This window comes from Chryseobacterium subflavum, assembly GCF_055762745.1.
Genome location: NZ_JBVTMR010000004.1, coordinates 102,668 through 128,780 on the forward strand (window position 1 = coordinate 102,668; position 26,113 = coordinate 128,780).

Annotated in this window: 21 protein-coding genes; 12 read left to right on the forward strand and 9 right to left on the reverse strand. The window is 36.5% G+C overall.

Annotation, left to right across the window (positions count from 1 at the left end; translation table 11 throughout):
- Positions 1–8 precede the first annotated feature (8 nt).
- Both AC0INN_RS17840 and AC0INN_RS17845 read right to left on the reverse strand, forming a co-directional pair.
- Complete coding sequence (locus tag AC0INN_RS17840; protein WP_306614379.1) at positions 9–2,732, reverse strand: TonB-dependent receptor plug domain-containing protein; 2,724 nt, start codon at positions 2,730–2,732, stop codon at positions 9–11.
- 122 nt (positions 2,733–2,854) lie between these two features.
- Positions 2,855–5,185, reverse strand: a complete 2,331-nt coding sequence (locus AC0INN_RS17845) for an ATP-dependent helicase (RefSeq protein ID WP_172283985.1) — start codon at positions 5,183–5,185, stop codon at positions 2,855–2,857.
- Between the two features lie 170 nt (positions 5,186–5,355).
- Between AC0INN_RS17845 and AC0INN_RS17850 the strand changes: the two genes are divergently transcribed.
- The 3 genes from AC0INN_RS17850 (at position 5,356) to secG (ending at position 9,225) form a co-directional block, all read left to right on the forward strand.
- Positions 5,356–6,669 carry a M16 family metallopeptidase gene (locus AC0INN_RS17850; RefSeq protein WP_306614381.1) on the forward strand — a complete coding sequence of 438 codons (1,314 nt, stop codon included), beginning with the start codon at positions 5,356–5,358 and terminating at the stop codon, positions 6,667–6,669.
- Between the two features lie 49 nt (positions 6,670–6,718).
- A complete protein-coding gene (locus AC0INN_RS17855) occupies positions 6,719–8,752 on the forward strand; it encodes a M16 family metallopeptidase (protein WP_172283981.1) in 2,034 nt (677 codons plus the stop codon).
- Positions 8,753–8,874: 122 nt separating this feature from the next.
- Positions 8,875–9,225, forward strand: coding sequence for a preprotein translocase subunit SecG (gene secG / locus AC0INN_RS17860; RefSeq protein ID WP_172283979.1), 351 nt, complete (start codon positions 8,875–8,877; stop codon positions 9,223–9,225).
- 49 nt (positions 9,226–9,274) lie between these two features.
- On the opposite strand, the gene AC0INN_RS17865 is transcribed toward secG, so the two are convergent.
- Positions 9,275–10,114, reverse strand: coding sequence for a glycosyltransferase family 2 protein (locus AC0INN_RS17865; RefSeq protein WP_306614385.1), 840 nt, complete (start codon positions 10,112–10,114; stop codon positions 9,275–9,277).
- Positions 10,115–10,116: 2 nt separating this feature from the next.
- The gene (gene recR / locus AC0INN_RS17870; protein ID WP_172283975.1) at positions 10,117–10,728 is read right to left on the reverse strand and encodes a recombination mediator RecR; all 612 of its coding nucleotides are present in this window, start codon (positions 10,726–10,728) and stop codon (positions 10,117–10,119) included.
- Positions 10,729–10,844: 116 nt separating this feature from the next.
- Here recR and AC0INN_RS17875 point away from each other — a divergent pair, with 116 nt between their 5' ends.
- From AC0INN_RS17875 to AC0INN_RS17885, 3 genes are all read left to right on the forward strand, one after another.
- Positions 10,845–11,450 (forward strand): LURP-one-related family protein, encoded by a 606-nt coding sequence (locus tag AC0INN_RS17875; RefSeq protein WP_172283973.1) that lies wholly within the window; start codon positions 10,845–10,847, stop codon positions 11,448–11,450.
- Between the two features lie 20 nt (positions 11,451–11,470).
- Complete coding sequence (locus AC0INN_RS17880; RefSeq protein ID WP_306614387.1) at positions 11,471–11,959, forward strand: hypothetical protein; 489 nt, start codon at positions 11,471–11,473, stop codon at positions 11,957–11,959.
- A gap of 108 nt (positions 11,960–12,067) precedes the next feature.
- On the forward strand, positions 12,068–13,513 hold the full coding sequence (locus AC0INN_RS17885) for an aminoacyl-histidine dipeptidase (RefSeq protein ID WP_273650807.1): 1,446 nt from the start codon (positions 12,068–12,070) through the stop codon (positions 13,511–13,513).
- A 179-nt stretch (positions 13,514–13,692) separates the two neighbouring features.
- On the opposite strand, the gene AC0INN_RS17890 is transcribed toward AC0INN_RS17885, so the two are convergent.
- On the reverse strand, positions 13,693–14,022 hold the full coding sequence (locus AC0INN_RS17890) for a 2Fe-2S iron-sulfur cluster-binding family protein (RefSeq protein ID WP_172283967.1): 330 nt from the start codon (positions 14,020–14,022) through the stop codon (positions 13,693–13,695).
- Positions 14,023–14,034: 12 nt separating this feature from the next.
- Complete coding sequence (locus tag AC0INN_RS17895; RefSeq protein WP_306614389.1) at positions 14,035–15,090, reverse strand: NAD(P)/FAD-dependent oxidoreductase; 1,056 nt, start codon at positions 15,088–15,090, stop codon at positions 14,035–14,037.
- 150 nt (positions 15,091–15,240) lie between these two features.
- Between AC0INN_RS17895 and AC0INN_RS17900 the strand changes: the two genes are divergently transcribed.
- A complete protein-coding gene (locus AC0INN_RS17900; protein WP_306614391.1) occupies positions 15,241–16,011 on the forward strand; it encodes a DUF3108 domain-containing protein in 771 nt (256 codons plus the stop codon).
- A 45-nt stretch (positions 16,012–16,056) separates the two neighbouring features.
- On the opposite strand, the gene pheS is transcribed toward AC0INN_RS17900, so the two are convergent.
- Together pheS and AC0INN_RS17910 are read right to left on the reverse strand one after the other, a co-directional pair.
- Positions 16,057–17,067, reverse strand: a complete 1,011-nt coding sequence (pheS, locus tag AC0INN_RS17905; protein ID WP_306614393.1) for a phenylalanine--tRNA ligase subunit alpha — start codon at positions 17,065–17,067, stop codon at positions 16,057–16,059.
- 131 nt (positions 17,068–17,198) lie between these two features.
- Complete coding sequence (locus AC0INN_RS17910; RefSeq protein WP_172283961.1) at positions 17,199–17,858, reverse strand: YceI family protein; 660 nt, start codon at positions 17,856–17,858, stop codon at positions 17,199–17,201.
- Positions 17,859–17,933: 75 nt separating this feature from the next.
- Here AC0INN_RS17910 and AC0INN_RS17915 point away from each other — a divergent pair, with 75 nt between their 5' ends.
- Complete coding sequence (locus tag AC0INN_RS17915) at positions 17,934–18,869, forward strand: sulfate/molybdate ABC transporter ATP-binding protein (protein WP_306614395.1); 936 nt, start codon at positions 17,934–17,936, stop codon at positions 18,867–18,869.
- A gap of 367 nt (positions 18,870–19,236) precedes the next feature.
- Here the strand turns inward: AC0INN_RS17915 and AC0INN_RS17920 are convergent, their stop codons facing one another.
- Positions 19,237–19,581 (reverse strand): zinc ribbon domain-containing protein YjdM, encoded by a 345-nt coding sequence (locus tag AC0INN_RS17920; protein ID WP_273650805.1) that lies wholly within the window; start codon positions 19,579–19,581, stop codon positions 19,237–19,239.
- Positions 19,582–19,800: 219 nt separating this feature from the next.
- Here AC0INN_RS17920 and AC0INN_RS17925 point away from each other — a divergent pair, with 219 nt between their 5' ends.
- The 4 genes from AC0INN_RS17925 to AC0INN_RS17940 all read left to right on the forward strand — a co-directional run bounded on the left by AC0INN_RS17925 (position 19,801) and on the right by AC0INN_RS17940 (position 25,886).
- Positions 19,801–21,006 carry an RsmB/NOP family class I SAM-dependent RNA methyltransferase gene (locus AC0INN_RS17925; protein ID WP_306614593.1) on the forward strand — a complete coding sequence of 402 codons (1,206 nt, stop codon included), beginning with the start codon at positions 19,801–19,803 and terminating at the stop codon, positions 21,004–21,006.
- 193 nt (positions 21,007–21,199) lie between these two features.
- A complete protein-coding gene (locus AC0INN_RS17930; RefSeq protein WP_306614397.1) occupies positions 21,200–22,864 on the forward strand; it encodes a GLPGLI family protein in 1,665 nt (554 codons plus the stop codon).
- 322 nt (positions 22,865–23,186) lie between these two features.
- A complete protein-coding gene (gene asnB, locus AC0INN_RS17935; protein WP_306614399.1) occupies positions 23,187–24,860 on the forward strand; it encodes an asparagine synthase B in 1,674 nt (557 codons plus the stop codon).
- A gap of 216 nt (positions 24,861–25,076) precedes the next feature.
- Entirely contained in the window at positions 25,077–25,886 is an 810-nt protein-coding gene (locus AC0INN_RS17940; protein ID WP_172283951.1) for a hypothetical protein, read from the forward strand.
- The last annotated feature ends 227 nt before the right edge of the window (positions 25,887–26,113 follow it).

Consider the following 26,113-nt stretch of genomic DNA (forward strand, 5'->3'; position numbering starts at 1 on the left):
ATTTTTACTTAAAAAGTAAAATTAAGCCTCGTAAAAACATATCTTCCGTTCTGTCCGAATTGAGACGTGGAACGGGAGTAGATAAACTGGTCGTTATTGGTTGATGCCGGAAGGTTTTTGGTTGGATAAATATCAAAAACGTTATTCACTCCCAGCGTTAAGCCTACATTTTTTGTGAACTGATACGCTACGGAAACATCAGTAATTACCTTATCTGCTATTTTCTGATGTTCATCAAATGCAATAATCCCATCGCCATCGGCATCTAAAACATCAGCACCTGTCACTTTCCCGAAATAAGTATTTCTTAAATAGAAACTGGCATTTTTCCACGAAATACTGTGGGATAAACTTGCCTTTACTCTTGGAACCGCTTCTTCAAGATAGACTCTTGATTTTTCAGAGAAATATGTATTTTCAAGATTAGCAGATTCCAACAAACCCGATGAATGAACGTTTCCTACTTTTTTGGTCTGATTCAGGTTAACCGCAAAATTATTATCCAGCTTCACTTCCGAGAATCGCGCATTATGAGTAATTACAACATCCAATCCTTTCGTTTCAGTATCGATTGCATTCGTAAAAAACTGAGCTGCATTAACCCCTAATTGAGTATACACATTTTGTGCTTGTACCGGAACATCTTTTTTAAGGAATTGATCTGTGAGTATAATCCTGTTTTTAATTTTGGTGAAATAGCCATCAGCTGTAAAAGTCACATTTATTGATGGAATCCTGTATGTGAAACCTACACTTGCAGACTGCGAAGTTTCCTGTTTCAGTTTTGGAATTCCTAATAATCCTGCAATTTCAGAATCATTACTGAATGTCCCCACATCTAAAAGCTGACCGTTGGTAAACAATGTAGACGTAACGTTGTAATAGATCTGGTGAATAGAAGGTGCTCTGAAGCCAGTGGATCCCGCAAATCTTACATTGAAATTCTTATCAAGTTTAATTCTTGAAGCGATCTTATAATTAAAAGTAGATCCGAAATCCGAATAGTTTTCATATCTCGCAGCAGCATCTATCAGCAACCAATCTGTAAAATTGAATTCAAAATCTGCATATCCCGCAACAGATTGTCTGTTTTTATTTACAGCATTTTCAGGTCTGAAACCGCTAAATACCTGTGATCCTCCTGGAAGTGAATTTCCAAAGAAATCGGTAGGCCTGGAAGTGGTCCCGTTCCATACATTTCCATTGATATCATAAGTTGCATAAGAAGCTTCTTCTCCTGCTGTTATTTTAAAATTTTCATATCGGTGCTCTGCCCCAAATGCTATGTTGATTCCCTGCCACACATCATATTTCTTTGAAAAATCAAGATTGATCGTATTTTGAGAAAACCTTAGTCCTCCGGCACTAAATTCATTGGGGGAAGCAAATCTTAAAGAAGTATTACCTGTATTCTGGATAGTATAATCAAAGGAGTTTTGTCCGTAAGTATTACTGAAGTCAATATTCCAGCCATCCCAGTTTCCTTTTATACCTGCTGAAAGAGACAAGTCCTGAATATCTGTTCCGATCTGCGGCAGATAACCATCCTGGTATATTCCTGTAAAGGTTCTGCTTTGATTAGGTCTTCTGAAAAATCCTCCCGAAGTACCATGCCTGAAGCTATAACCTCCAAAAGTATAGACTTTCCAGTTATCATCAATCGGAACCTCTATATTTGCAAAAATCTGGTGGTTATTTAGTTTTGACTGGCCTACCTGCATATTGAAATCTTTTCTTTCAAGACCTCTGTAGCCCAACTCCTGATTGGTTACATCAGCTCCTAACAATCCCTGTAGCGCACCAATTGTATTGGCGCCCTGAATTTGGTTTTGAAAATCCTGAGAGAAATAATTAACATTCTGTGCATATTGATGAATATAATTTACGATCTGCTGAGCATTGGGAGTAGTACCGATATTTGTAAATAATGAAGAAAGATTCACGCCATCATTTAATGCTCTTTTCTCAATAGCATTGTAAGCATTGTAAATTGTCCCGCTTTCGGTTCCTGCTCTATAGGTTGGATTTCTAAACTGTGAAGTCCAGGTAATATTGAAAAAACCTCCCTTTTTTCCTATTTTATCACCATAATTCAGATCTACCTGAAAGTTTTGTCCGTCAAAATTTCCTGTATGATCATTGGCAGCCGGCGTAAGATTTCCTCCGTAAGTAAACTGACCTGTCAGTCTTCCGGTATCTCTTTTCAGCCCTAAATTAATAACCCCTGCAATGGCATCTGATCCGTATTGTGCCGCAGCACCATCCCGCAACACTTCAATCCGGCTGATCGCGAAAGAAGGAATAGCATTCAAATCCGTACCTACAGTTCCTCTTCCCGGAGTTCCGTTCACATTAACCAATGCCGAAGTATGTCTTCTTTTACCATTGACCAAAACCAGGACCTGATCGGGACCAAGGCCTCTGAGCTGTGCAGGATCCAAATGATCCGTACCATCAGCGTTGGTCTGAATCGTAGAGGTAAATGAGGGTGCTATAGCGTTAAGGATCTGAGAAATATTGGTTTGAGGAAGAACCAGCGAAGATTCTTTTATATTAAATACATCCACAGGAACCGGGCTGTCAACTTTAGATCTTGCTCCGCTTCGGGATCCCAGAATAACGACCTCTTCTACATTAGCGGTTTTCACTGTATCCTTCTCCTGTCCATAAACATAAGTTGCCCCCAGAAAAAATAAAACAGAAGCTGAAAAAATTGTCTTTCTATTTTTCATACATTTTATGTTAAGTTTTTTTTAACTTTTTTTGAGGAGCAAATGTATGTCATATTTATAAGTCTACAAAATAAGTAGACTTATAATTTATAAAAAGTTCTGATAGCTTACGTCTATGTTTTTTAAATTTTAGTTAGTTTAGCGTATTTCAGAATAAGATTTTTCTCTCCTTCATGCATGAAAACCACTTTAGCCTTGATATTCTGAGGGTCTGTTCCATCCAGAAAAGTAACTTCCCCGACACCAAAACGATCATGTCTCACCTTATCCCCCACTTCAATATCCTGAGAAGAGGCTCCGCTTGGGTTAATGATTTTGGCCGTACTTACGGGTTTCAGTTTACGAGGTTCAGCAATTGGTTTTGAATTCTCATTCTTTTCAATGGTTTTCTTCTCTACCTTTTTAAAACTACGTATTTCTGAAGGATGTTCATCAAAAATATTGGATTTAAGCCCGCTTTGATTAATAAAACGTTTTTCCATTGCAGGATTGATGAATTCCAGATACTCTTCATCAATTTCACTTAAGAATCTTGATGGTTCTGCATCTGTAATTTTTCCCCATTGGAATCTGGAGATGGCATAAGAGAAAAATGCCTGCTTCTCGGCTCTTGTCAAGGCTACGTAAAACAAACGTCTTTCTTCTTCCAGATCTTCCCTTGTTGCTGAACTCATAAAACTAGGGAAAAGATTTTCTTCCATTCCTACAAGATGCACAACAGGAAACTCAAGTCCTTTGGAAAGGTGAATGGTCATCAGGGAAACCATATCATCTTCTTCATCTTTTGCCTGCGTATCTGCTGAAAGGGCAATATTTTCAAGGAAATTGGATAAACTAGGATCTCCGTCCTCCAGCTGCATCTGCTCTTCTATAAAACCCTGCATAGAGTTCATGAGTTCCTGTACGTTTTCTACCCTTGAAATCCCTTCGGGAGTTCCGTCATCTTTCAGAAATTTGATCAGACCACTTCGTTTTGCAACTTCCATGGCAACACTGTAAGCTGTTTCTGTTTTCAGCAATACCTGAAAAGCCTTGATCATTGACCAGAAATCATTCAGTTTGTTGAGAACACCATTATTGAATCCTAACTGTTGAGAATACATCGGAAGATTATCCAGGACCTTTGCTACAGACACGTTATGGGCATCTGCAAAAACGACCAGTTTATTCTGTGTTGTTTCTCCGATCCCTCTCGTAGGATAATTGATGATCCTTGTCAATGCTTCCGAATCATTTTCATTGATAAGAAGACGCAGGTAAGCAATAAGGTCCTTTACCTCTTTCCTTTGATAGAAAGATAAACCTCCATATACTTTATAAGGGATATTCTTACGTCTCAGAGCATCTTCAAAAGCCCTGGTCTGAGAGTTCGTCCTGTATAAAATGGCAAAATCACTAAATTTTCGCTGGTCCCTGTTATGAAGCTCCCATATATTTCCAGCCACAAAGTTGGCTTCATCCGCATCCGAAAGCGAACGGTAGATTTTTATTTTATCTCCTTCTTCATTCTCACTGAATACATTCTTTTTGAACTGCTGAAGGTTTTTTGCAATCACCACATTAGCGGCATTCACGATATTTTGTGTTGAACGGTAGTTTTGTTCCAAAGAAACCGTCACCGCATCAGGATAATCTTTCTTAAAATTTAAAATATTATAAATATTGGCTCCACGGAATGAATAGATCGATTGCGCATCATCTCCCACTACACATATATTTTCAAACTTTGAAGCCAGTGCCTTTACAATCAGGTACTGAGAGTGATTCGTATCCTGGTACTCATCTACCAGAATATAACGGAATCTGTCCTGATATTTGGCTAAAACCTCAGGAAACCGGGTAAGCAGTTCATTGGTTTTTAACAATAAATCATCAAAGTCCATCGCTCCGTTTTTAAAACAGGCTTCTACATATTTCTGATAAATCTGACCGATAAACTTCATATTCGCTTTTTCATCAGCCTCCATCAATTCAGGGTTATTGAAATAGGCTTTTACCGTGATCAGATTATTTTTATAGTTTGAAATTCTTGCCTGGACTTTTTTAGGTTTATACAGATCCGCATCGATATTCATGTCTTTCAGCACTTTCCGGATTACATTCAACGCATCCTGCTGATCATAAATTGTAAAATTCGATGGAAATCCCAGATAATGAGCTTCACTTCTCAAAATTCTTGCAAATACCGAGTGAAAAGTTCCCATCCACAAACTTCTTGCATTACCAGGGCCTACTACCTTTGCAATACGCTCCTTCATTTCACGTGCTGCTTTATTGGTAAAGGTAAGGGCTAAAATATTGAAAGGATCGACACCGTTTGTAATCAGATGGGCAATACGCATAGTAAGTACACGCGTTTTCCCCGAACCTGCTCCTGCAAGTACCATTAAAGGTCCCTGTAAAGTAGTAACGGCTTCGTATTGTGATTCATTGAGTCCTTTCAAATAGTCCATGCTGCAAAAAATTTTGGGAATACAAAAATAATGTATTAAAAGGAGAATTCAAATTTTTGAAATGCAGGTATGATATATTTAACAAAACCAATAATTCAGTTAAAAATTTCACATAATAATTGTAACAATTAAAGTATTTTTAGGACTTATTGACAAACAATTTCTACTTTATGAAAACACGACTTCTTTCTGTTGCTGCTGTAGCTTTCTTTGGAGTGATGCTGAATGCACAACAAATCAAATTCGAAGAGTATGATTTACCAAACGGTTTACACGTGATTCTTCATCAGGACAATACAGCACCGGTAGTTACAACAGGAGTAATGTACCACGTAGGTGCCAAGGATGAAGTAAAAGGAAGAACCGGTTTCGCTCACTTCTTTGAACATCTTTTATTTGAAGGAACACCTAATATCAAAAGAGGTGACTGGTTTAAAATAGTTTCTTCCAACGGAGGGCAAAACAATGCCAATACAACCAATGACAGAACATATTACTATGAAACTTTCCCTTCCAACAACGAACAACTGGGACTTTGGATGGAAGCTGAAAGAATGCGTCACGCTGTTATCAACCAGGTTGGAGTAGATACTCAGAGAGAGGTTGTAAAGGAGGAAAAAAGATTGAGAATGGACAACCAGCCTTACGGGAATCTTTTTACCACCATCCAAAAAAATCTTTTCACCAATCACCCGTACAACTGGCCAACCATCGGATCAATGGAGGACCTGAATTCTGCTAAACTTGAAGAATTCCAGGCATTTTATAAAAAATATTATGTACCTAACAATGCCACTTTGGTCGTAGCAGGAGATATTAAGCCTGAACAGACTAAAAAATGGATTGAAGAATATTACGGAGGAATTCCAAAAGGAACAATCTATCCTAAAGATTTCCCGAAAGATGCTCCTATCACTCAGGAGAAGGAAGTTACTGCTACAGATCCTAACATCCAGCTTCCGGCCTATGTTTTTGCCTACAGAACACCTGCCAATAAAGAGAAAGATGCCTACGTTCTGGATATGCTTTCAACCTATTTAAGCAACGGAAAATCATCTGTTTTGTATAAAAAATTAGTAGATCAGGACAAAAAAGCACTTCAGGTAGCGGCTTTCAACCAGGGACTTGAAGACTACAGTATATTTGCATTTTTCGCAATCCCAATGGGACAGACTACAAAGCAAACTTTACAGTCTGACATTGATGCTGAGATCAAAAAATTACAAACAACTCTAATCTCTCAGGAAGATTATCAGAAAATTCAGAATCAGTTTGAAAACCAGTTTGTAAATCAGAATTCAAGTATTCAGGGAATTGCTGCTTCATTAGCAACAAACCACGTATTGATGGGGAACACCAATTTAATCAACAAAGAAATTGACATTTACAGATCCATCACAAGAGAAGATCTTCAAAATGCTGCTAAAAAGTACCTGAATCCTAATCAAAGAATAATCATTAATTACGTACCTGAAAAAAAATAATCCAGATCAGTTGGGTTAAAAAGTGATTATAACAAACAATTATTTACAAATGAAAAAGCAATTAACATATATAGCCGTAGCATTTTTATTTACCGGAATGCTTTCAGCACAAAAAATAGATCTTAATGCAATGCCAAAGCCAGGTCCTACTCCAGCGATAAACATTGCCAAGCCAAAAACTTTCCAGCTAAGCAATGGCCTTACGGTGATGGTTGTAGAAAACAACAAATTACCACGAGTAAGCGCCAATCTATCTATGGACAGACCTCCTTACCATGAAGGAAATGTGACCGGTGTAAGCGAAATCATGGCAGAACAGTTCGAAAACGGAACAACCAATATCGGCAAAGATGAATTTAATAAAAAGGTAGATTTTCTGGGAGCTAACCTTAACTTTTCATCTTCCGGAGCTTTCGCAAGTTCTCTTTCAAAATATTTCCCTGAGGTATTAGGATTAATGGCTGATGCTATTATTAATCCAAAATTTTCTGCCGAAGAAATCCAGAATTCTAAGGAAAGAGCTATTGAAAGTTTAAAATCTGATGATAAAAACGCTTCTTCTATAGCAGCAAGGGTTTCCAATGCTTTACAGTATGGAAAAAATACATCCAGAGGAGAGTTTGAGACCGTTGAGTCCATCAATAAAATCCAGCTGGCCGATGTTCAGAATATCTACAAAAAGTATTACGCTCCGGACAATGCTTATTTAGTTATCGTTGGAGATGTTAAATATGATCAGGTAAAACCTTTGATCGAAAAAGCATTCAGCGGATGGAAAAAATCCAATACTGCTTTTACCGCATTAGAACCTGCTTCAAATGTTGCAAAAACAGAGATCAATGTTGTTGATGTTCCTTCAGCTGTACAATCGGTTGTTTCCGTAGGCAACCTGAATACACTGAAAATGAAAGATCCAAACTACTTCCCTGCAACAATTGCCAACTACATCCTTGGAGGAGGTGGTGAAGCTAGACTTTTCATGAATCTTCGTGAAAAAAACGGATTTACTTACGGAGCTTATTCAAGCATGTCTGCCAGCAAATATTCTCCTAATTTTTCAGCACAAGCAAGTGTAAGAAACGAAGTTACAGACAAAGCCGTTAAAGAATTCATGAATGAACTGAATGCTATTTCTACCGTAAAACCGGAAGAGCTTGAAAATGCTAAAGCAAAGCTGAAAGGAAACTTCATTATGTCTTTGGAGAAACCTGAAACCATTGCAAGATTTGCATTAAATCAAAAAGTACAGGATCTTCCTTCAGATTTCTATACCAATTACCTGAAGTCCATTGATAAAGTAACCGCTGCAGATGTTACAAGTGCGGTTAAAGCGACAATACTTCCTAATCAAAGCAGAATTTTCATCGCAGGTAAAGCTTCTGATATTTCTGAAGGTCTGGAAAAATTAGGCTACCCGGTAAAATATTTTGATAAAGAAGCTAATCCTGTAGCAAAACCGGCTGCACAAAAAGTGGACGCCGGTGTTACAATCGGATCTGTAGCGGATAAATACATCAATGCAATCGGAGGTCTTGCTGCTGTTCAGAAGATCAATTCTATTTCCAGTGACGCTACTACAAAAGTACAGGGCATGGAAATGAACATGAAAATGATTCAGGCTAAAGAAGGTAAAATGGCTATGAACATCAGCATGATGGGAAATACCGTACAAAAAATTGTATTCGACGGAAAAGATGGCTACATGGAAGTTCAAGGGAAAAAGGTTCCTCTAAGCGACAAGCAGAAAGCCGAAATGTCTGATGAGAAAGAACTATTCCCGGAAATTAATTTCGCAAAATCTACTGAATATAAATTAGCAGGAATTGAAAAATATAACAACGAAGATTCCTACGTAGTGAAAGGCGCAAAAGACACATATTATTATAGCGTAAAAACCGGTCTGAAAACAGGAGAGGTAAAAAGTGGAGAGCAGGGTTCTACCCCTACAAGCTATGCTGATTATAAAGATGTATCCGGCGTAAAATTACCTCATACCATTATTCAGAATATGGGCGGAATGGATATAAACCTGGCTGTAAAATCTTATCAGATCAATCAGGCCAAGGATTCTGATTTTAAATAAGAATAATCTCTTTTAAAGAAAAAACAGCAACAATTGTTGCTGTTTTTTCTTTTTACTAAAATCTTATTTTGCTGTTCGGTAAAAAAAGATTAAATTTGCCCATTCAAAAAGATATCAAATTAATGGATTCTATATTTATACTATTGATGGTTCTTGTTATGATTGCTAGTGTTTTACTGGTAATTATCGTTATGGCTCAAAATCCTAAAGGAGGAGGCCTTTCCAGTACCTTCGGAGGTGCATCATCTGCGCAATTCGGAGTACAAAGAACCAACGACTTTATGGAAAAAGCAACATGGACCTTAGGAGCGACAATCATTGTTCTTATCCTTATCAGTGTTGTAATCACAGGAAAGCCATCACAAACGGCTCCGGTTCAGCAACCTGTTAAAAAAGAAGCTCCTGCAAAACAATCTGCTCCGGCTTCTCAAACAACAGCACCAGCTCAGGCTCCTGTTACTCCTGCTAAATAAGCAAATACTATTTTTACATATTAAAAAAGCAACTCAATTGAGTTGCTTTTTATTTTAATTTGATCTTTTCTATTTTGTGCCGGAGCCTTAAGCCTGCTTTTAAAAATGAATACTGCAAAGGCTTCGATTCCTTGTAATATTTACTGATAAAAATCTGCATAGCTCCATAAAAGCGCTCGAGATAAAGCTCATCTTTTACCGTACTTTCTCCTTTATAGTGCAATATTGAAGCTTTACCATAATAGTAATTCGTAAAGCCATTCCTAAGTAAGGTATAACATAAATCGATATCTTCACCATACATGAAATAAGCTTCATCCAGGCCGCCTACTCTTTCATAAACCTCTCTCTTAACAAGAAAAAATGCACCGGTGATCACTCCCACCTTATCAATTGCATTTTCATCAATGTCATTCCGATAATAGGATTTTGAATTGTTATTCTTAAAATTCACAAATAACTTTTCGAAGGAGTTGAACATATCCGGAACTGAACGTTTGCTTTCCGGTAAAAATGCGCCTTTTGCATCATGCATTCTCACTCCCAGACACCCAAAGTCAGGCTGAGTATCTGCAAAATCTAAAATCTCATCCATATAACAGCCTTCAAGTTCGGTGTCAGGATTGAGGATCAGAACATAATCTCCCACTGCCCTTTTTATAGCTGTATTATTGGCTTTTGAAAAACCATCATTACTTTCGGAAGCGATAAAATGAAAACCCGGAAATTCTTCTATCAGATTTCGCCATGAGGTGTCTGTAGAAGCATTGTCAATAATGATGACTTCATAGGGAACTTCTTTTACATATTTTTTAATGGATAAAAGGCAATTCCGAAGTAACTGGGTAACGTTATAATTAACAATTATTATTGAGAGCCTGGTATTCATTTTTAATCCTTTTCGTTATAAGGAAGCCTGTTGATAATGGACCTGCCCAAAGAAATCTCATCCGCATATTCAAGTTCATCCCCTACTGAAATCCCTCTGGCAATGCTTGAAAAACTTACATTGAAATTTTTAAATTTCTTATAAATATAATATGCTGTGGTGTCACCTTCCATGGTTGCACTCAAAGCAAAAATAAATTCTTTGACCAGCCCTGTATTCAATTTCCTTTCAATGCTTGGAATATTAAGCTGATTCGGACCGATCCCTTCCATAGGAGAAATCTTACCTCCCAGGATCAGATATTTTCCTGTGTATTTTCCTGTATTTTCAATAGCAATAACATCGCGTACATCCTCTACTATACAAATCACCTCATCACTTCTTTTGGAACTGCTGCAGATTTCGCAAACATCAAAATCCGAAAAATTATGACATTCCTTGCAGTACTTTATATCATTAACCAGACTGATGAGAGAATTGCCGAGACCAACGGCCCTGGAATTGGGTTGTTTTAATAAATGAAGCGCCAGACGCAAAGCTGTTTTCCTGCCAATTCCGGGAAGTCCTGAAATCTCATCCACAGCTTTTGCCAAAACTTTACTTGGATAATCCATAATTACTTACAAAAATAATATAAAAAGATGAGTCTATAGGGCTTTCTCAAGCATAAATCATCTTCTTCTCCAATAAAAGATATATCTTTGGAAAATATATGAAAAAAATAAACTAAATGATTCTTAACAACCTTAATTATCCTCTGGATTTCAAATTCAAAATCACAACATTAGCCAGTGATTTTAACATTACAGACAGAAACGGGAACTATGTGGCGTATGTTCGCCAAAAAATGTTTAAGCTAAAGGAAGATGTTATTGTCTTTAATGATGAAAGCAAATCTAAGGAGCTTTTCAGGATACAGGCCAATAAGTGGATCGATTTTAATGCATCCTACTCTTTAAATGATCTTGTTGATAAAAAAAACTTCGGAAGGCTGGCAAGAAAAGGAATGCGTTCACTCTGGAAGTCAACTTATAATATCCTGGACGCAAATGATCAGCCTAAATTTACAGTAACGGAAGATAATGCATGGACAAAATTCTTCGACGGGATGGTAAGTGAAATTCCGATCATCGGTATGTTTACCGGATATTTCTTAAATCCTGCTTACACGGTAAGAGGCGTGGATGGAAAAGAATATTTTAAATTAAAAAAGATGCCTTCATTTTTTGGCAGAAGATTCCAGCTAGACAGAATGATCGATATCGATGATGAGGACGAAAGTCTGGTTATACTTTCTTTATTAATGATGGTTCTGCTTGAAAGAGCCAGAGGATAAATGCATTAAAACCACAAACAATGAAATACCTTATCGTTATCTTTTCAGCACTCTTGGTAGTAGCTTGTAAAAAAGAACAACCAAACGTTTTAACAACCACTCCCAAAGATTCACTGAATATTGTTCAGGATTCTGCAAAAGTGGAGAGTTCAGGAAAAATCCTGGTTGAAACGATAGCCTTCCCGCAGGAGATTAAAGAATGCTCATGTTACTTTGCAAAAAGCAAAGCTGATTTCGAAGCGGAAAAGTACATCTATGCTGATGATGCAGGAAAAACAGCTTACATGAAACTGGACGGAAAAAGATTAGCCATGAACCTGATCTCATCCAGCGATATGGAAGCTGATGAACTTCTAACCAAAGAAATAGAAAATGACGATTATAAAATATCCGTAAAAGGTAAAAAAATCAAAGGGGAAGAAGCTCTATTATTTGAAGGGACCATAACCATTGAAAAACCTGACGGAACTGTCATCACATTGCCTATTTATGGAGAATGTGGATGCTAATCATCCTGCAATTACGCTTTTCAAAAATTTTCCTCTCCAAAATAAAAAAGACTGCTCCCGAATTTACGGGAGCATTTTTTATTCGTAATTTTGATAAAAATAAATTTTATGGAATTATCCAATATAGAACCGCAGATTATCTGGAAGAATTTCTCCAAATTAAATGCTGTTCCAAGACCTTCAAAAAAAGAAGAAAAAGTAATCGCATTTATTAAAGGATTTGGTGAAAGTCTGGGATTACCCACAACAGTAGATGAAGTAGGAAATGTTATTATTAAAAAACCTGCAACAGCAGGAATGGAAAACCGTAAATCGATTGTATTACAATCACATTTGGATATGGTTTGTCAGAAAAACAGTGATGTTAATTTTGATTTTGATACAGAAGGTATCAAAATGGAAGTTGACGGAGACTGGGTAAGAGCAAAAGGAACTACATTAGGAGCAGATAATGGTTTAGGTGTAGCTACGATCATGTCTATTTTAGAAAGTTCAGACATTCCGCATCCGGATTTAGAAGCACTTTTTACCATTGATGAAGAAACAGGAATGACCGGAGCTCTTGGGTTAAAGCCAGGACAGCTTACCGGACAGATCCTATTGAATCTTGACACCGAGGAAGATGATGAGATTGATATCGGCTGTGCAGGAGGAATAGATGTTACTATCACTCAAAACTATGAGCTTGAAGCAGCGAAAGGACAAATTGTAAGAATTGAAATCAAAGGACTACAGGGAGGTCACTCGGGAATGGATATCCATAAAGGTTTCGGGAATTCCAATATTATTTTGGGAAGATTGCTTTACAGCGGTTTACCAAAAGAAAATGTACAATTAATTTCAATTGATGGTGGTGGTTTAAGGAATGCGATCCCAAGAGAAGCAGTAGCTATTATCTCTGTAAGAAATGCCAATGAATTTATTGAGGAGCTAACCAATGGTCTTAAAAAAGAAATTTTAGAAGAATTTGCAACTGTTGAGCCAGGTCTTCAGATCAATATAGAAAATTCAACAAGCTCTGATAAAGCCCTGTCTGAAGAAGATTCTAAAAAGGTTATTTTAGTCCTAAAATCTCTTCACAATGGTGTTTACAGAATGAGTCCGGATGTAAAAGATCTTGTAGAAACGTCCAACAATGTGGCAAGAGTAGAACTTAAAGGTGGAAATTTAAAAATATTAAACCTGTCAAGATCTTCAGTTGACTCAACTAAATATGCTGTGGCAGAACAGTTAAAATCAGTTTCTGAACTGGCAGGAATGCAGGTAGAATTCAGTGGCTCTTATCCCGGATGGAAACCAAAACCCGGATCTGAAATCGTTCAGCTCATGGAAAAGATCTATACCGAAAAATTCACTGAAAAGCCTCATGTAGTAGCTTGCCATGCAGGTCTGGAATGTGGGATCATCGGTGCTAACTATCCGGAAATGGAAATGGTAAGCTTTGGACCTACCATCAGAGGAGCCCACTCTCCTGATGAGAAGGCCAATATCCCTTCAACACAAAAATTCTGGAGTTTCCTGAAAGAAATTTTAGCGAATATTCCTCAGAAATAATTATTCAAAGTAATAATCAGTCATGTGGAGTCCATAGGTTCCACATGATTTCATCAGCAGGAAAATACAATTCAAAGATACAGTATACGTATGCTATCCGGGAATTCTAAATTTTCCAATACATAAAAAAAGTCCTGAAAAAAAATTTCAGGACTTTTATATTTTAAGTTAAAAATTTTCTAAGGATAAGGAGCAATCTCTACTTCCAGCCCTTCCATGTCTTCCACGATGTGCAGCTGACATCCTAATCTGCTGTTTTCCTTCACATGGAAAGCTTCAGCTAACATAGCATCTTCTTCATCTCCCATTTCAGTTAAGCCCGGATCATTGATCACATACACCTGGCAGGAAGCACACATAGCCATTCCTCCACAAACACCGATTGTTCCTTCTTCTGCTAATTCATAAGAACGGATAACTTCCATTAAATTCATAGACATATCCGTTGGCGCAATAACATCGTGCGTTACACCTTCCCTATCGGTAATTTTTATATTGATATCTGACATAATTTTGCAAAATTAGTCAATTTTTTTCACAACTGCTTTTTCTGCTTCTTTACGGCTTCCGTCGAACCCGTCTACTCCACTCACAGTAGTATATTTAAGAACATATTTTTTCCCAGGGTTCAATCTGTTATAAACACTTTGACACATTAATGTTGCTTCATGGAAACCACATAAGATCAATTTTAATTTACCCGGATATGTATTAATATCACCAATAGCGTAAACTCCGTCAATATTTGTCTGATAATCCAGAGCATTGTTTACAACGATGGCATTCTTTTCAATATTCAGTCCCCAGTTGGCAATATCTCCTAACTTTGGAGTTAAACCGAATAAAGGAATAAAATAATCTGTTTCAATATCATGAGCTTCTTCACCATCTACCTGAACGGTGATCGCTGAAACTTTTCCTTCTCCTTTTATTGCAGTAACCTCGGCAGGGGTAATTAATTTTATTTTTCCCTGGTTCTTTAAATCCTGAACTTTTTCTACGGAATCCAAAGCTCCCCTAAACTCATTTCTTCTATGGATCAAAGTCACTTCACTGGCAACATTAGATAAGAAAATACTCCAATCCAATGCTGAATCTCCACCTCCTGCAATAACCACTTTTTTATTTCTGAAGTGTTCAGGCTCTTTAACAAAATATTCAACACCTTTTTCTTCGTAGTCTGCAATATTTTCGATGGTAGGCTTCCTTGGCTCAAAAGTTCCTAATCCACCGGCAATAGCAATCGCTTTTGCTCTGTGAACCGTTCCTTTATTCGTAACAACCTCAAACCATTCCTCATCTACTTTTGTAAGCGTAACCGCCGTTTCGCCTAAAGTAAACCCAGGTTGAAACTGCTTGATCTGCTCCATTAAATTATCTACCAGATCACCGGCATTTACCGAAGGATACCCCGGAATATCGAAAATAGGCTTTTTAGGATAAAGCTCGGCAAGCTGACCTCCCGGCTGTGGAAGTGCATCTATAATATGGCATTTCATTTTAAGCAAACCTGCTTCAAACACTGCGAAAAGTCCAGTTGGTCCGGCTCCTATAATCAATATGTCGGTAGTAATCATAATAAAATTTAATTTTACATATAACTGCAAATTTACTAATTTTAACGCGAAGCTGATTTAATTGAGTCTAAATAAAAACCTGAGATTTATCAAATAACGGGTAAAATAGAAAAATTTTAATTTTGGCAGCGTTTTTGTAAAAACCATATTATGAAGAAAATTGTCAATATCATTGCATTATTCGCATTCTTTCTCGGTTTTGGCCAGATTGATAATATAGCAGATGGCGAATCTATTACTTTCAGGATCCATTACGGAATACTAACAGCCGGAAATGCAACGCTTACAACTCAAAAAACAACTTACAAAGGAGCTCCCCACCTCTATGTAAAAGGAACTGGACAAACCTCCGGTGCTGTAAAAGCTTTTTTTAAAGTGGATGATCTTTATGAGAGTTTCATTGATATACAGACGGGACTTCCCAGTTTCTACGTTCGAAATGTAAAAGAAGGAAGCTATCGCCAACATTTTGAAACTGTGTTCAACCATGACAACAATACACTAATCCTGACGGATAAAAAAACACCGGCTAACGGCTCAAAAGTAATCAAATCTGTAAAAGGAATACAGGATATGCTTTCCTGTTTTTATTATCTCAGAAGCCAAAGCCAGACGGAGCTTAAAGTGGGTACGGTAATTAATATGAATGTTTGGATTGATGATGAAATGTTTCCTTTTCGTTTAAGGGTTGTAGGTACCGAAAATTTAAAGACAAAGTTCGGAGTCATCAATTGCTTAAAAATCGTTCCGTCAGTAATGAGTGGAAGAGTATTTAAAGATAAAGAGGGAGTAACCATGTGGGTTTCTAATGATGCTAATCACGTTCCTATGTTACTTAAAGCTGAATTAGCTGTCGGTTCTTTAAAAGCAAGTATCGACGATTTTAAAAATGTAAAATACCCCTTAAGGTTTTCTAAATAAAAAGTCACTAACAAACATAAAAAAGCCTCCTACCGGAGGCTTTTTCTATAGTGTCTTAAATTGTTCTAAAGTTCTGATATCGTTTTCAAAGAACATTCTGATATCGCTCATTTGATAAAGAAGCATTACAATCCTCTCAATACCCATTCCGAAAGCATACCCAGAATATTTTTCCGGGTCAATATTTACATTTTTTAAAACAGCCGGATCCACCATACCGCAACCCATAATTTCCAGCCAGCCTGTTCCTTTAGTAATTCTATAATCCGTTTCAGAGTTTAATCCCCAGTACACATCGATTTCAGCACTAGGTTCAGTGAAAGGGAAATAAGAAGGTCTCATTCTGATTTTGGACTTTCCAAAAAGTTCAGTAGTAAAAAACTGGATGGTTTGCTTCAAATCCGCAAAGCTTACATTTTCATCGATGTATAACCCTTCAATCTGATGGAAAATACAATGAGAACGGGAAGATACCGCTTCATTTCTGAAGACCCTTCCCGGAGATAAAATTCTTATTGGGGGTTGGTTTTCCTCCATATAACGAATCTGCACTGAAGAAGTATGCGTTCTCAAAAGAATATCAGGATTTTGTTCAATAAAGAAAGTATCCTGCATATCTCTTGCCGGATGATATTCAGGAAGGTTAAGTGCCGTAAAGTTATGCCAGTCGTCTTCAATTTCAGGTCCATCAGCTACCGCAAAACCAATAGATTTAAAGATCTCAATAATTCTGTTCTTCACCAGGTTGATAGGATGTCTCGATCCCAGCTCCAAGGGAAAAGCAGGTTTTGTAAGATCATCTTTCTCCAGTACGACGGAAGATTCAGAAGCGCTTTTCAGATCTTCTAATTTTATGGCAATAGCCTGTTTTAAAGAATTCACTTTCTGTCCGAATTCTTTCTTCTGATCGTTTGGAACTTCCTTTAATGTTTCGTAAAAATCGTTTAGAACTCCTTTCTTACCATTATACTTGATTCGGAAATTTTCGATCTCCTCTTTAGATGTAGTATTGAAGTTATTTACCTCAACGAGTAGTTCTTCTATCTTTTCTATCATTATTTTACCCTTTCAAAATGTTTTGCAAAAATACGATTTTTCAGTTTAAAAACTTTCTTATTTTATCATAAAAAAATCTGCCCCTTATTCAGAGGCAGACTTCAATCACTTATTTCACTTAAATAAAAAAATTATTTCTTTTCTAAAGCTTTAACGTTGATCTGAAGAGTTACCTCATCTTTAATCACTCCGTTTTCAGCAGGAGCCTGGAATTTCACGCCAAACTCTTCTCTTTTAATATCTTTAGGTTCAGTAGCTACGGTTACTTCACCTTCTTTTACAGACACATTAGCTTTAAGCTGAAGCGGCTTGGTAATTCCTTTAATGGTTAAATTACCATCCAATAAAGTATTATAATCACCTTCAGCTGCCGGTGTAACTTTAGTAATTTCATAAGAAGCAGTTGGAAATTTTTCAACTTCAAAGAAATCCCCGCTTTTCAAATGCCCGTTCAGTTTTCCTAATTGCTCTGCATCATCTTTTAAATCCACAGATGTTAATGAATTCATATCAGCAACGAACTTTCCACTTTCTAATTTTCCGTCTTTCACTGTAAGATCACCGCTTTCAAACTTAATTGTTCCGAAATGGCTTGTACTTTCAGATTTGAAGACTTTATACCCCTTCCACTCTATTTTACTATTTAAAGTATCCAATGCATATTGAGCACCTTCTTTTGTTGTCGTAACATCATTACTTTCACTTGTAAGCGGTTTGTCTTTTTTACAAGAAACAACAACAGCTGTAGCAAAAACGGCAGGGATAACGAAATAAAACAGTTTTTTTCTCATTTTTGATATTTTTTTATTACGTTCGCTAAGATAATAAAAAAAATAATTCTTTTTTAAAAATACTACATTTGTAATATGCTATTAGAGATAAACAATCTTTATTTTTCACATCGTAAAGACCAGCCTCTTTTTCAAAACCTCAATATACGATTTGAGGAAGGGAAAATCATTGCCCTGGCCGGTGAAAGCGGCTGTGGAAAATCTACATTATTAAATTTAATTTATGGACTTTTAGATTGGGAAAGCGGTGAAATTATTTTTGACGGCACTCCACTTATGGGCCCGAAAGGCAATCTTGTTCCCGGAGAACCTCAAATGAAATTTGTTGCTCAGAATTTTGACCTGATGCCTTATTCCACCGTTGCAGACAATGTGGGTAAGTTTATTTCAAATATCAATCTATCAAAAAAAAGAGAAACCGTTCATGAACTTCTTGAAGTAGTAGGCCTGCAGGAATATGCTGATGTTTTCCCAAAAAATTTAAGTGGCGGACAGCAGCAAAGAGTTGCTATTGCGCGTGCTTTGTCTATATTGCCTAAGCTCCTGATCCTGGACGAACCTTTTAGTAATATTGATTTTCCAAGAAAAATAGAACTTCGGGAAAGGCTTTTCAGGTATGTAAAGCAACATAACATTTCCTTAATCATCTCAACTCATGAACTTCAGGATATTATACCTTGGGTAGACCAGATCGTTGTTCTTCAAAGTGGAAGACTGATCCAAAACACCCATCCGGAAGAAACTTACAAAGAACCTTACAATCCTTATGTTGCTAAACTTTTTGGGGAAGTAAATATTTTCACCGATCATGAAATGAAGAATTTTGGGATCTCCAAATTTTCCTATTACCCGCATGAAATTAAAGTTTCGGAAAACGGCATGGATGCAGAAGTTCTGGAAAGCAGGTTTGCCGGTAACCATTATTGGAATAAAGTAAGAGCAAAGGAAAAGGATCTCGTTTTATATACCAACAGCAAAATTGAAGGCCCCGTAAAAATTGTCTTTGCATAAAGCCGAACTGCTAAATGGCGGAAAAAACAAAATTATTATACGTATAAAGTATAAAAGGTAAATTTGGGATTCGGTGATTTTTCCAAAAAAATTAACATATCCTTAATATGCTCATTGTTAGTTTGTGGATAAAAGTCCGGATTCCGGAAATTCATTTTTAAAACTTTTTATTACATTTGTAATTCTATAGCATAAGGAAACTTTTGGTTAATTCTCTTTCTGCCTCCTGGACGAACATTAGCAGAATCCTGCAATCTAGTCTTTGAAAGATTACACTGTCCAATCTTTTCCTTTTTTTGTTTCTTATAACTTCTTATATATCAAAAATGCGTCCCTTAAGACGCATTAATGAATATATTATCAGGTTTTATGCTTTCTTCACGAACTCTGATTTCAAAGCCATCGAACCAAAGCCATCAATTTTACAATCGATATTATGGTCACTATCAGGTCTCAGGCGGATATTTTTCACCTTTGTTCCCGCTTTTACAGGTTTTGGAGCTCCTTTTACCGGCAGGTCTTTGATAACCACTACAGAATCACCATCATGTAACTCATTTCCATTGGAATCAAGTATTTTACCTTCATTGGCTGTTTCCGCAGCTGCCTCATCAGCATTCCATTCATAAAAACACTGGGAACAAACCGTCATGTTGTCACTAGGATAAGTAAATTCGGAACCACACTTCGGACAAAGAACAATATCACTCATATTTTAATTTTTTGCAAAGGTAGAGTTTTTTAAAGGATCAAGTCAACAGAAATGTGTAGAGACAAAATCAGGTATCGGGAGAAAAGTCACCCACCCTATTTATCTATTTATGTATTAACTATCAGCATCTATCGTACCTCCTGTTTCCCATCTCCTACATCAATCTCAAATCTCAACTATAATTTGTACTTTTGCAGATTGAAAACAGCAGAAGCAATTATGGAACTTATTCACAGAAACCTGGCAATCGGAATTCACGATGCCCTACAGGAGACATTTTTTGAAAAAAACAAATACGCTGATAAAGTTATTGAAAGACTTTTAAAGGCTCACAGAAAATGGGGAAGTCAGGACAGAGCCGTTGTTTCTGAAATTTTTTACAATATCATCCGCTGGAAAAAGCGTTTGGAATATTATATGGGAGAAGGTGTAAAACCGAATAACATATACAAACTCATTCTTGCTTATTTGCTTTGGAGCAAAACAAGCTATAAAAAGTTTGAGGAGTTCGACGGGATAAAAATCGCTGATATCATTACAAAGCTAAAAAAAGATACTGTTCCTACAAAAGCTATTGAACACTCTATTCCTGAATGGCTGGCTGAAACCCTTGAAAAAGAATTAGGCGCTGGCTGGGAAAAGGAAATGAGAGCTTTAAATGAGCAGGCTCCTACTGTTTTGAGAGCAAATTCTCTTAAAACAACGCCCAGAGAACTGATCTCCGATCTATCTGATGAAGGTATCGCCTCTTTTACCGTGAGAAATTATCAGGACGCTGTACAGCTGGAAGAAAAAAAGAATGTTTTTTTAACAACAGCCTTTAAAGAAGGATTATTTGAAGTTCAGGATGCTTCCTCACAAAAAATAGGATATTTCCTTGATGTAAAAGAAGGACAAAGAGTAGTTGATGCATGTGCAGGAGCAGGAGGAAAAACACTCCACCTCGCAGCACTAATGCAAAATAAAGGACAGATCATCGCTTTGGATATCTTTGAATGGAAACTAGCAGAACTAAAACGCCGTGCCAAAAGAGCAGGCGCTCATAATATTGAAACCCGTATGATCGCGGACAATAAAGTGATCAAACGTCTTCACGAAAAAGCAGACAGGCTTCTTATTGATGCTCCCTGCTCAGGCTTAGGAGTTTTAAAAAGAAATCCTGACAGTAAATGGAAAATCGACCAGGATTTCATTGATAGAATCAAACTGGAACAACAACAAATCCTTCAGGATTATTCTAAAATCCTTAAAAAAGGTGGAAAAATGGTGTATGCCACATGCTCTATTTTGCCTTCTGAAAACACCGGACAGGTTAAGGAATTTCTTAAAAACAACCCGGACTTCAAACTTATTAAAGACGAAAAAGTAATGCCTAGCGAAGGATATGACGGATTCTATATGGCTCTTATAGAAAGGTTAGCCTAACCAGCCTTACATTATAAATATACTAACTACTCCATTTTCTGGAGTAGTTTTTTTACAATACATCATTAATCAAAAAAAAATTCTCAATATTCGTAACATTTCGGTATCCTTGGAATACCTATTCATGAAATGCCATAGAATTTACAGGTAGACATTTGTAAGACATTGTATATTTGTGATAAACCACCCGCACATGTGTAAACGATTTTTATTTACTTTCTTTGCTTTTCTGTATTATGTTTCATCGGCCCAAACCTATGAAATACAGTATACCAATTCTTACAACGGGAAAATACAGACAGAGCAGTCACCGACTTTTATATGGGTTAACGGCAGTGAAAACTTTATCCTTAATAACTCTATCAGGGAACAAAAGAGCGAATATCCGTTTGAAATTACAAAAATTGAAAAACCTTCAAATACAATTGTATCATACGGGTTTTTAAAGCCTGATGAGATTATTTCTACTGCCGATAAAGAATCAGTAGCCAAACAGACCTTTGAATTAACCAATGAAACAAAAAAAATTCTCGGCTACACCTGCCGGAAGGCTGTCACTAAAATCAACTCCAACACCATAGAAATCTGGTACACAGGAGATTTAAAGATAAGTGGCGGACCTTCAGCGCTAGGACAAAACCTGGGATTGGTTCTGGAAATTGAAAGAAATAAAAATTCTCTAATTACTGCCACTTCTATTAAAAAAGTAAAAAAAACCAATATTGCGGATATCATTAAAGGATCCATTACCTCTACAGATCTTTTAGGTTACAAAGATCAGCTTTGGAAAAGCCGCTTTACTACTTTGAAAGTTTTTGAAAACGAAACGATCAACTTCTCGGACGAATCCAAATCCGACGAAAAGATAAAAAGATTTGCAAATGGAACAATTATCTTAAAAAAGGTAAAGTTTCCAAAGATATCTGAAGGAGAAAATATTTTCATTGAATTAAAACAGCAATCCAATGGTGATGCTTATGACAGAACAGGAACCGTTTTCTTTATTCCTCAGAATAAATCGCAATCCTTTTTTGATGGCCTGGAAAAAGGTGCTAAAACACTTCCGGTATACGAAAACGGAAATGGAAAGCAATATTATGGCATTATCCCTACAGATAATTATGATCCGAGCATTGAAATGATGCGCTTCTTTACCGCATTTGGGATTCAAAAATTCAACCACATCCAGCTAAAAGGAAAAGACTGGCAAACAATCAGTCCATACCGTCAGGATATTACAGAACTAAAGCCTTCTTTATCTGATAAAGAATTATGGATTGGAACCTTTATAGGAAACTATGATAAAGGCGGACATACAATAAATCTGGAAATCACGATTCATAAAAGTGATCAGACTGTTTACAAAAACAATACTGTAATTCCGTTGTTCAATACCGTCAACATCATGGAAATGGCGGGACAGGATTATTCCACGATGTTTAATGCCGAAAAAGGACTCTTCGTAGAATTCACTCTAAAAAAAGATCTGAAAAATGCGCAGTTACGTTATATAACGACAGGCCATGGCGGATGGGAAAACGGAGATGAGTTCGTTCCGAAAGTCAATTCCATATTTGTGGATGGAAAAATGATTTTCTCTTTTACACCATGGAGAACAGACTGTGGTTCATACCGTTTATATAACCCTGCATCAGGAAATTTTCCGGATGGACTCTCTTCATCAGATTTAAGCAGATCAAACTGGTGTCCCGGGACTATTACGAATCCAGAATTTATTTCATTGGGAGATTTTAAGGCCGGAAAACACAGTATCCAGATCAAAATTCCTCAAGGCCCTACAGAGGGCACAAGTTTCAGTTCATGGAATGTTTCCGGGGTTTTATTAGGAATTCAATAAAAAACAAAACCTTCTCGTGATATTAATCACAAGAAGGTAAAAACACAAATGATGAAAAAAAATTATTTCGAGCCACAAAGTAAAAGTAAAAATTCATATAATTAATTACCATATATTAATAAATATCCCATTTTAATTTCGTATAGCTACGCATAGTATTCTTCTGTAAGAAAAATATTAACCAAAATCATATTTATCATTCAATTTAATTAATTAAATTCTTTAAAACAGACTATTTAATTAAAAATATTAACTTATATTTAATTAATGTTTTCTTTTTTAAATTACAAGTCTATTTTTGCTCCTAAATAAATGATAAAAAATGTGTGGAATCGTATGTTTGTTTGACGCAAAACAAAAAACAGAAATATTAAGACCTCAGGTCTTGGAAATGTCAAAAAAAATCCGTCATAGAGGTCCGGATTGGAGTGGAGTTTTTCAGAACGAAAAAGTGGTGTTTTCTCACGAAAGATTAGCCATTGTAGATCCTACATCCGGAAAGCAGCCTTTATTTTCTAAAGATGGGAATATTGTCTTAGCCGTAAATGGAGAAATATATAACCATAGAGAATTGAAGGAAGAATTTCCCAACTATGAATTTCAAACCCAATCCGATTGCGAAGTTATTTTAGCACTTTACGAAAAGTATGGTAAAGACTTTCTGGAAAAGCTTAATGGTATTTTCGCATTTTCGTTGTATGATATCAAAAATGATATTTATCTCATCGCGCGGGATCATATGGGGATCTGCCCGCTTTATCAAGGATGGGACAGAAACGGCAACTTCTATATAGCTTCAGAATTAAAAGCACTGGAAGGAATTTGTAAAACCATTGAAACCTTTTTACCGGGACACCTTATTTACAGTAAAGATGGTATGGAGCTACAACAATGGTATACAAGAGACTGGACCGATTTTGATCATGTAAAGAATAATGAGAGCGATATACAAAAACTGAGACAAGGATTAGAAGATGCAGTTCACAGACAGCTTATGAGTGACGTTCCTTATGGAGTACTATTATCGGGAGGATTGGATTCTTCTGTAATTTCAGCGATCACTGCAAAATTTGCCCGTCAAAGAATTGAAAGCGGAGATACCCAGGAAGCATGGTATCCGAGACTGCATAGCTTCGCAGTAGGGTTAGTAGGATCTCCTGATCTTGCAGCCGCACAAAAAGCAGCAGAACATATCGGCTCTGTCCATCATGAAGTTAATTTTACCGTTCAGGAAGGACTAGATGCTATACGCGATGTAATTTATCATCTGGAGACCTATGACGTAACAACCGTAAGAGCTTCTACTCCCATGTATCTTTTAGCAAGAGTAATCAAATCCATGGGGATTAAAATGGTACTATCAGGTGAAGGTTCTGATGAACTTTTCGGTGGATATCTATATTTCCATAAAGCTCCGAATGCCAAAGAGTTTCACGATGAAACAGTAAGAAAATTAAGAAAACTTCACCTTTATGATTGTTTAAGAGCCAACAAAGCATTGATGAGCTGGGGAATTGAAGGACGTGTTCCCTTTCTTGACAAAGAATTCATGGACATTGCTATGAATATTAACCCTAAAGATAAAATGATTGATACCGCTGATGGCAAAATAGAAAAATGGATTTTAAGAAAAGCTTTTGAAGATATCCTACCGGAATCTATTGTCTGGAGACAAAAGGAGCAATTCTCCGATGGCGTAGGCTATTCATGGATTGATACCTTGCGTGAAGTGGCAGAGAAAGAGGTTACGGACGAAATGATGGCGAATGCAAAATTCAGATTTCCATTGAACACTCCTCAGAATAAAGAAGAATACAGATACAGAACGATCTTTGAAGAACATTTCCCAAGTGAAACGGCGGCAGCAACAGTTCCGTCTGTACCATCTGTGGCATGTTCCACTCCTATTGCACTGGAATGGGATGAAGCTTTTAAGAAAATGAACGATCCAAGCGGAAGGGCTGTAAAAGTACACGAAACTTCTTATGAGGGATAATATTGGGGGAATAATCAAAGGAGTTTTTGAACACCCTGATAAAAAATTTTCCAACTCACCTTTCAACCCCCCGGAAACTAAAATTTATTAATCCTGTAGCAATACAGGATTTTCTTTTGAATAAACATCAATAATATTAACAGATTTTAACTAACAATCAAAAATAGTATCTAATAAATAATTATATTTGGAAAACGAAAAAATCAATATTATAAAATGAGAAGAACCGTTACTATCTTTTTTGCTTTATTATCTATAAATTTTGCTTTTGGCCAGGGTAAATTTGGTAAATATCTTAACTCAAAGAAACTTGCACTTACTTATAAGACTGTAAAGGACAACGAAAAAGAAAATTATTATCAACAATATTACTGGCTTGCGAAAGCTGAACAATTAAAAACCTATCCGCACCTTAAGGATGTAAAGCCAGTTGTTCTCTATGAATTTGTGAAAAAAGTAAACCCACAGAATCCAACCAAAAAGCTGGATGCAAGAGGAAAAGAACTACGCGAAACAGCTGAATTATCTTTAAATCAATACTTTAAGAATAAGAATTTTGAAAACAATGCCGTTTTAATGTATAATCTTGAAACGTATGTTGATCCTTCTCAGGGTGAATACTTCACAAAGGTAGATCCCGAAAAAATCAAGGAATTGGTGCCTAAAGAACTTTTTGCCTTCAATTCCCTGAATAGAAAAACTCAGGAGGAAAAGACTTATTACCTTTGGATAGACAAGAAAAAAGATGATTTTAAAATTGTAGATATTATTCCGAGTGAAGAAGATAAAAAGTTTTATGCTTCACTAAAACAATATCTTCCCAACTATAAGTTTTCAAAATATGTTCCTTCTGTAAAAAAAGGGAACAAAACCGATAAAACAGATGTGGATTACTATTACATCATGCCGTTTGAGCAAAATACAGATAACATCGAGTATAAAACAACAGATTTTAAAACTTTCATTTTAAGCCAGTACAGAAAAGCCGGCGATGAATGGAAAGGAGTAGAAAAAACTAAAAAATAAATCAAAAAGTCCTGTGAAATCTCACAGGACTTTTTTAATTTTATACATATTTCTTTATCTAAGAAACAAGTCTTTTAAGTTTCAAAATACATTACATTAGATAATGGCCGGAAGAGAGGGAAAAAACCTGTTCAATCCATTTATTTTTATTCCAGAATGATCTCTTCAATTTGCCTTGATCGAAATAGCAAACTTATCGAAAGACTACATTATATAAAGATCCTAGC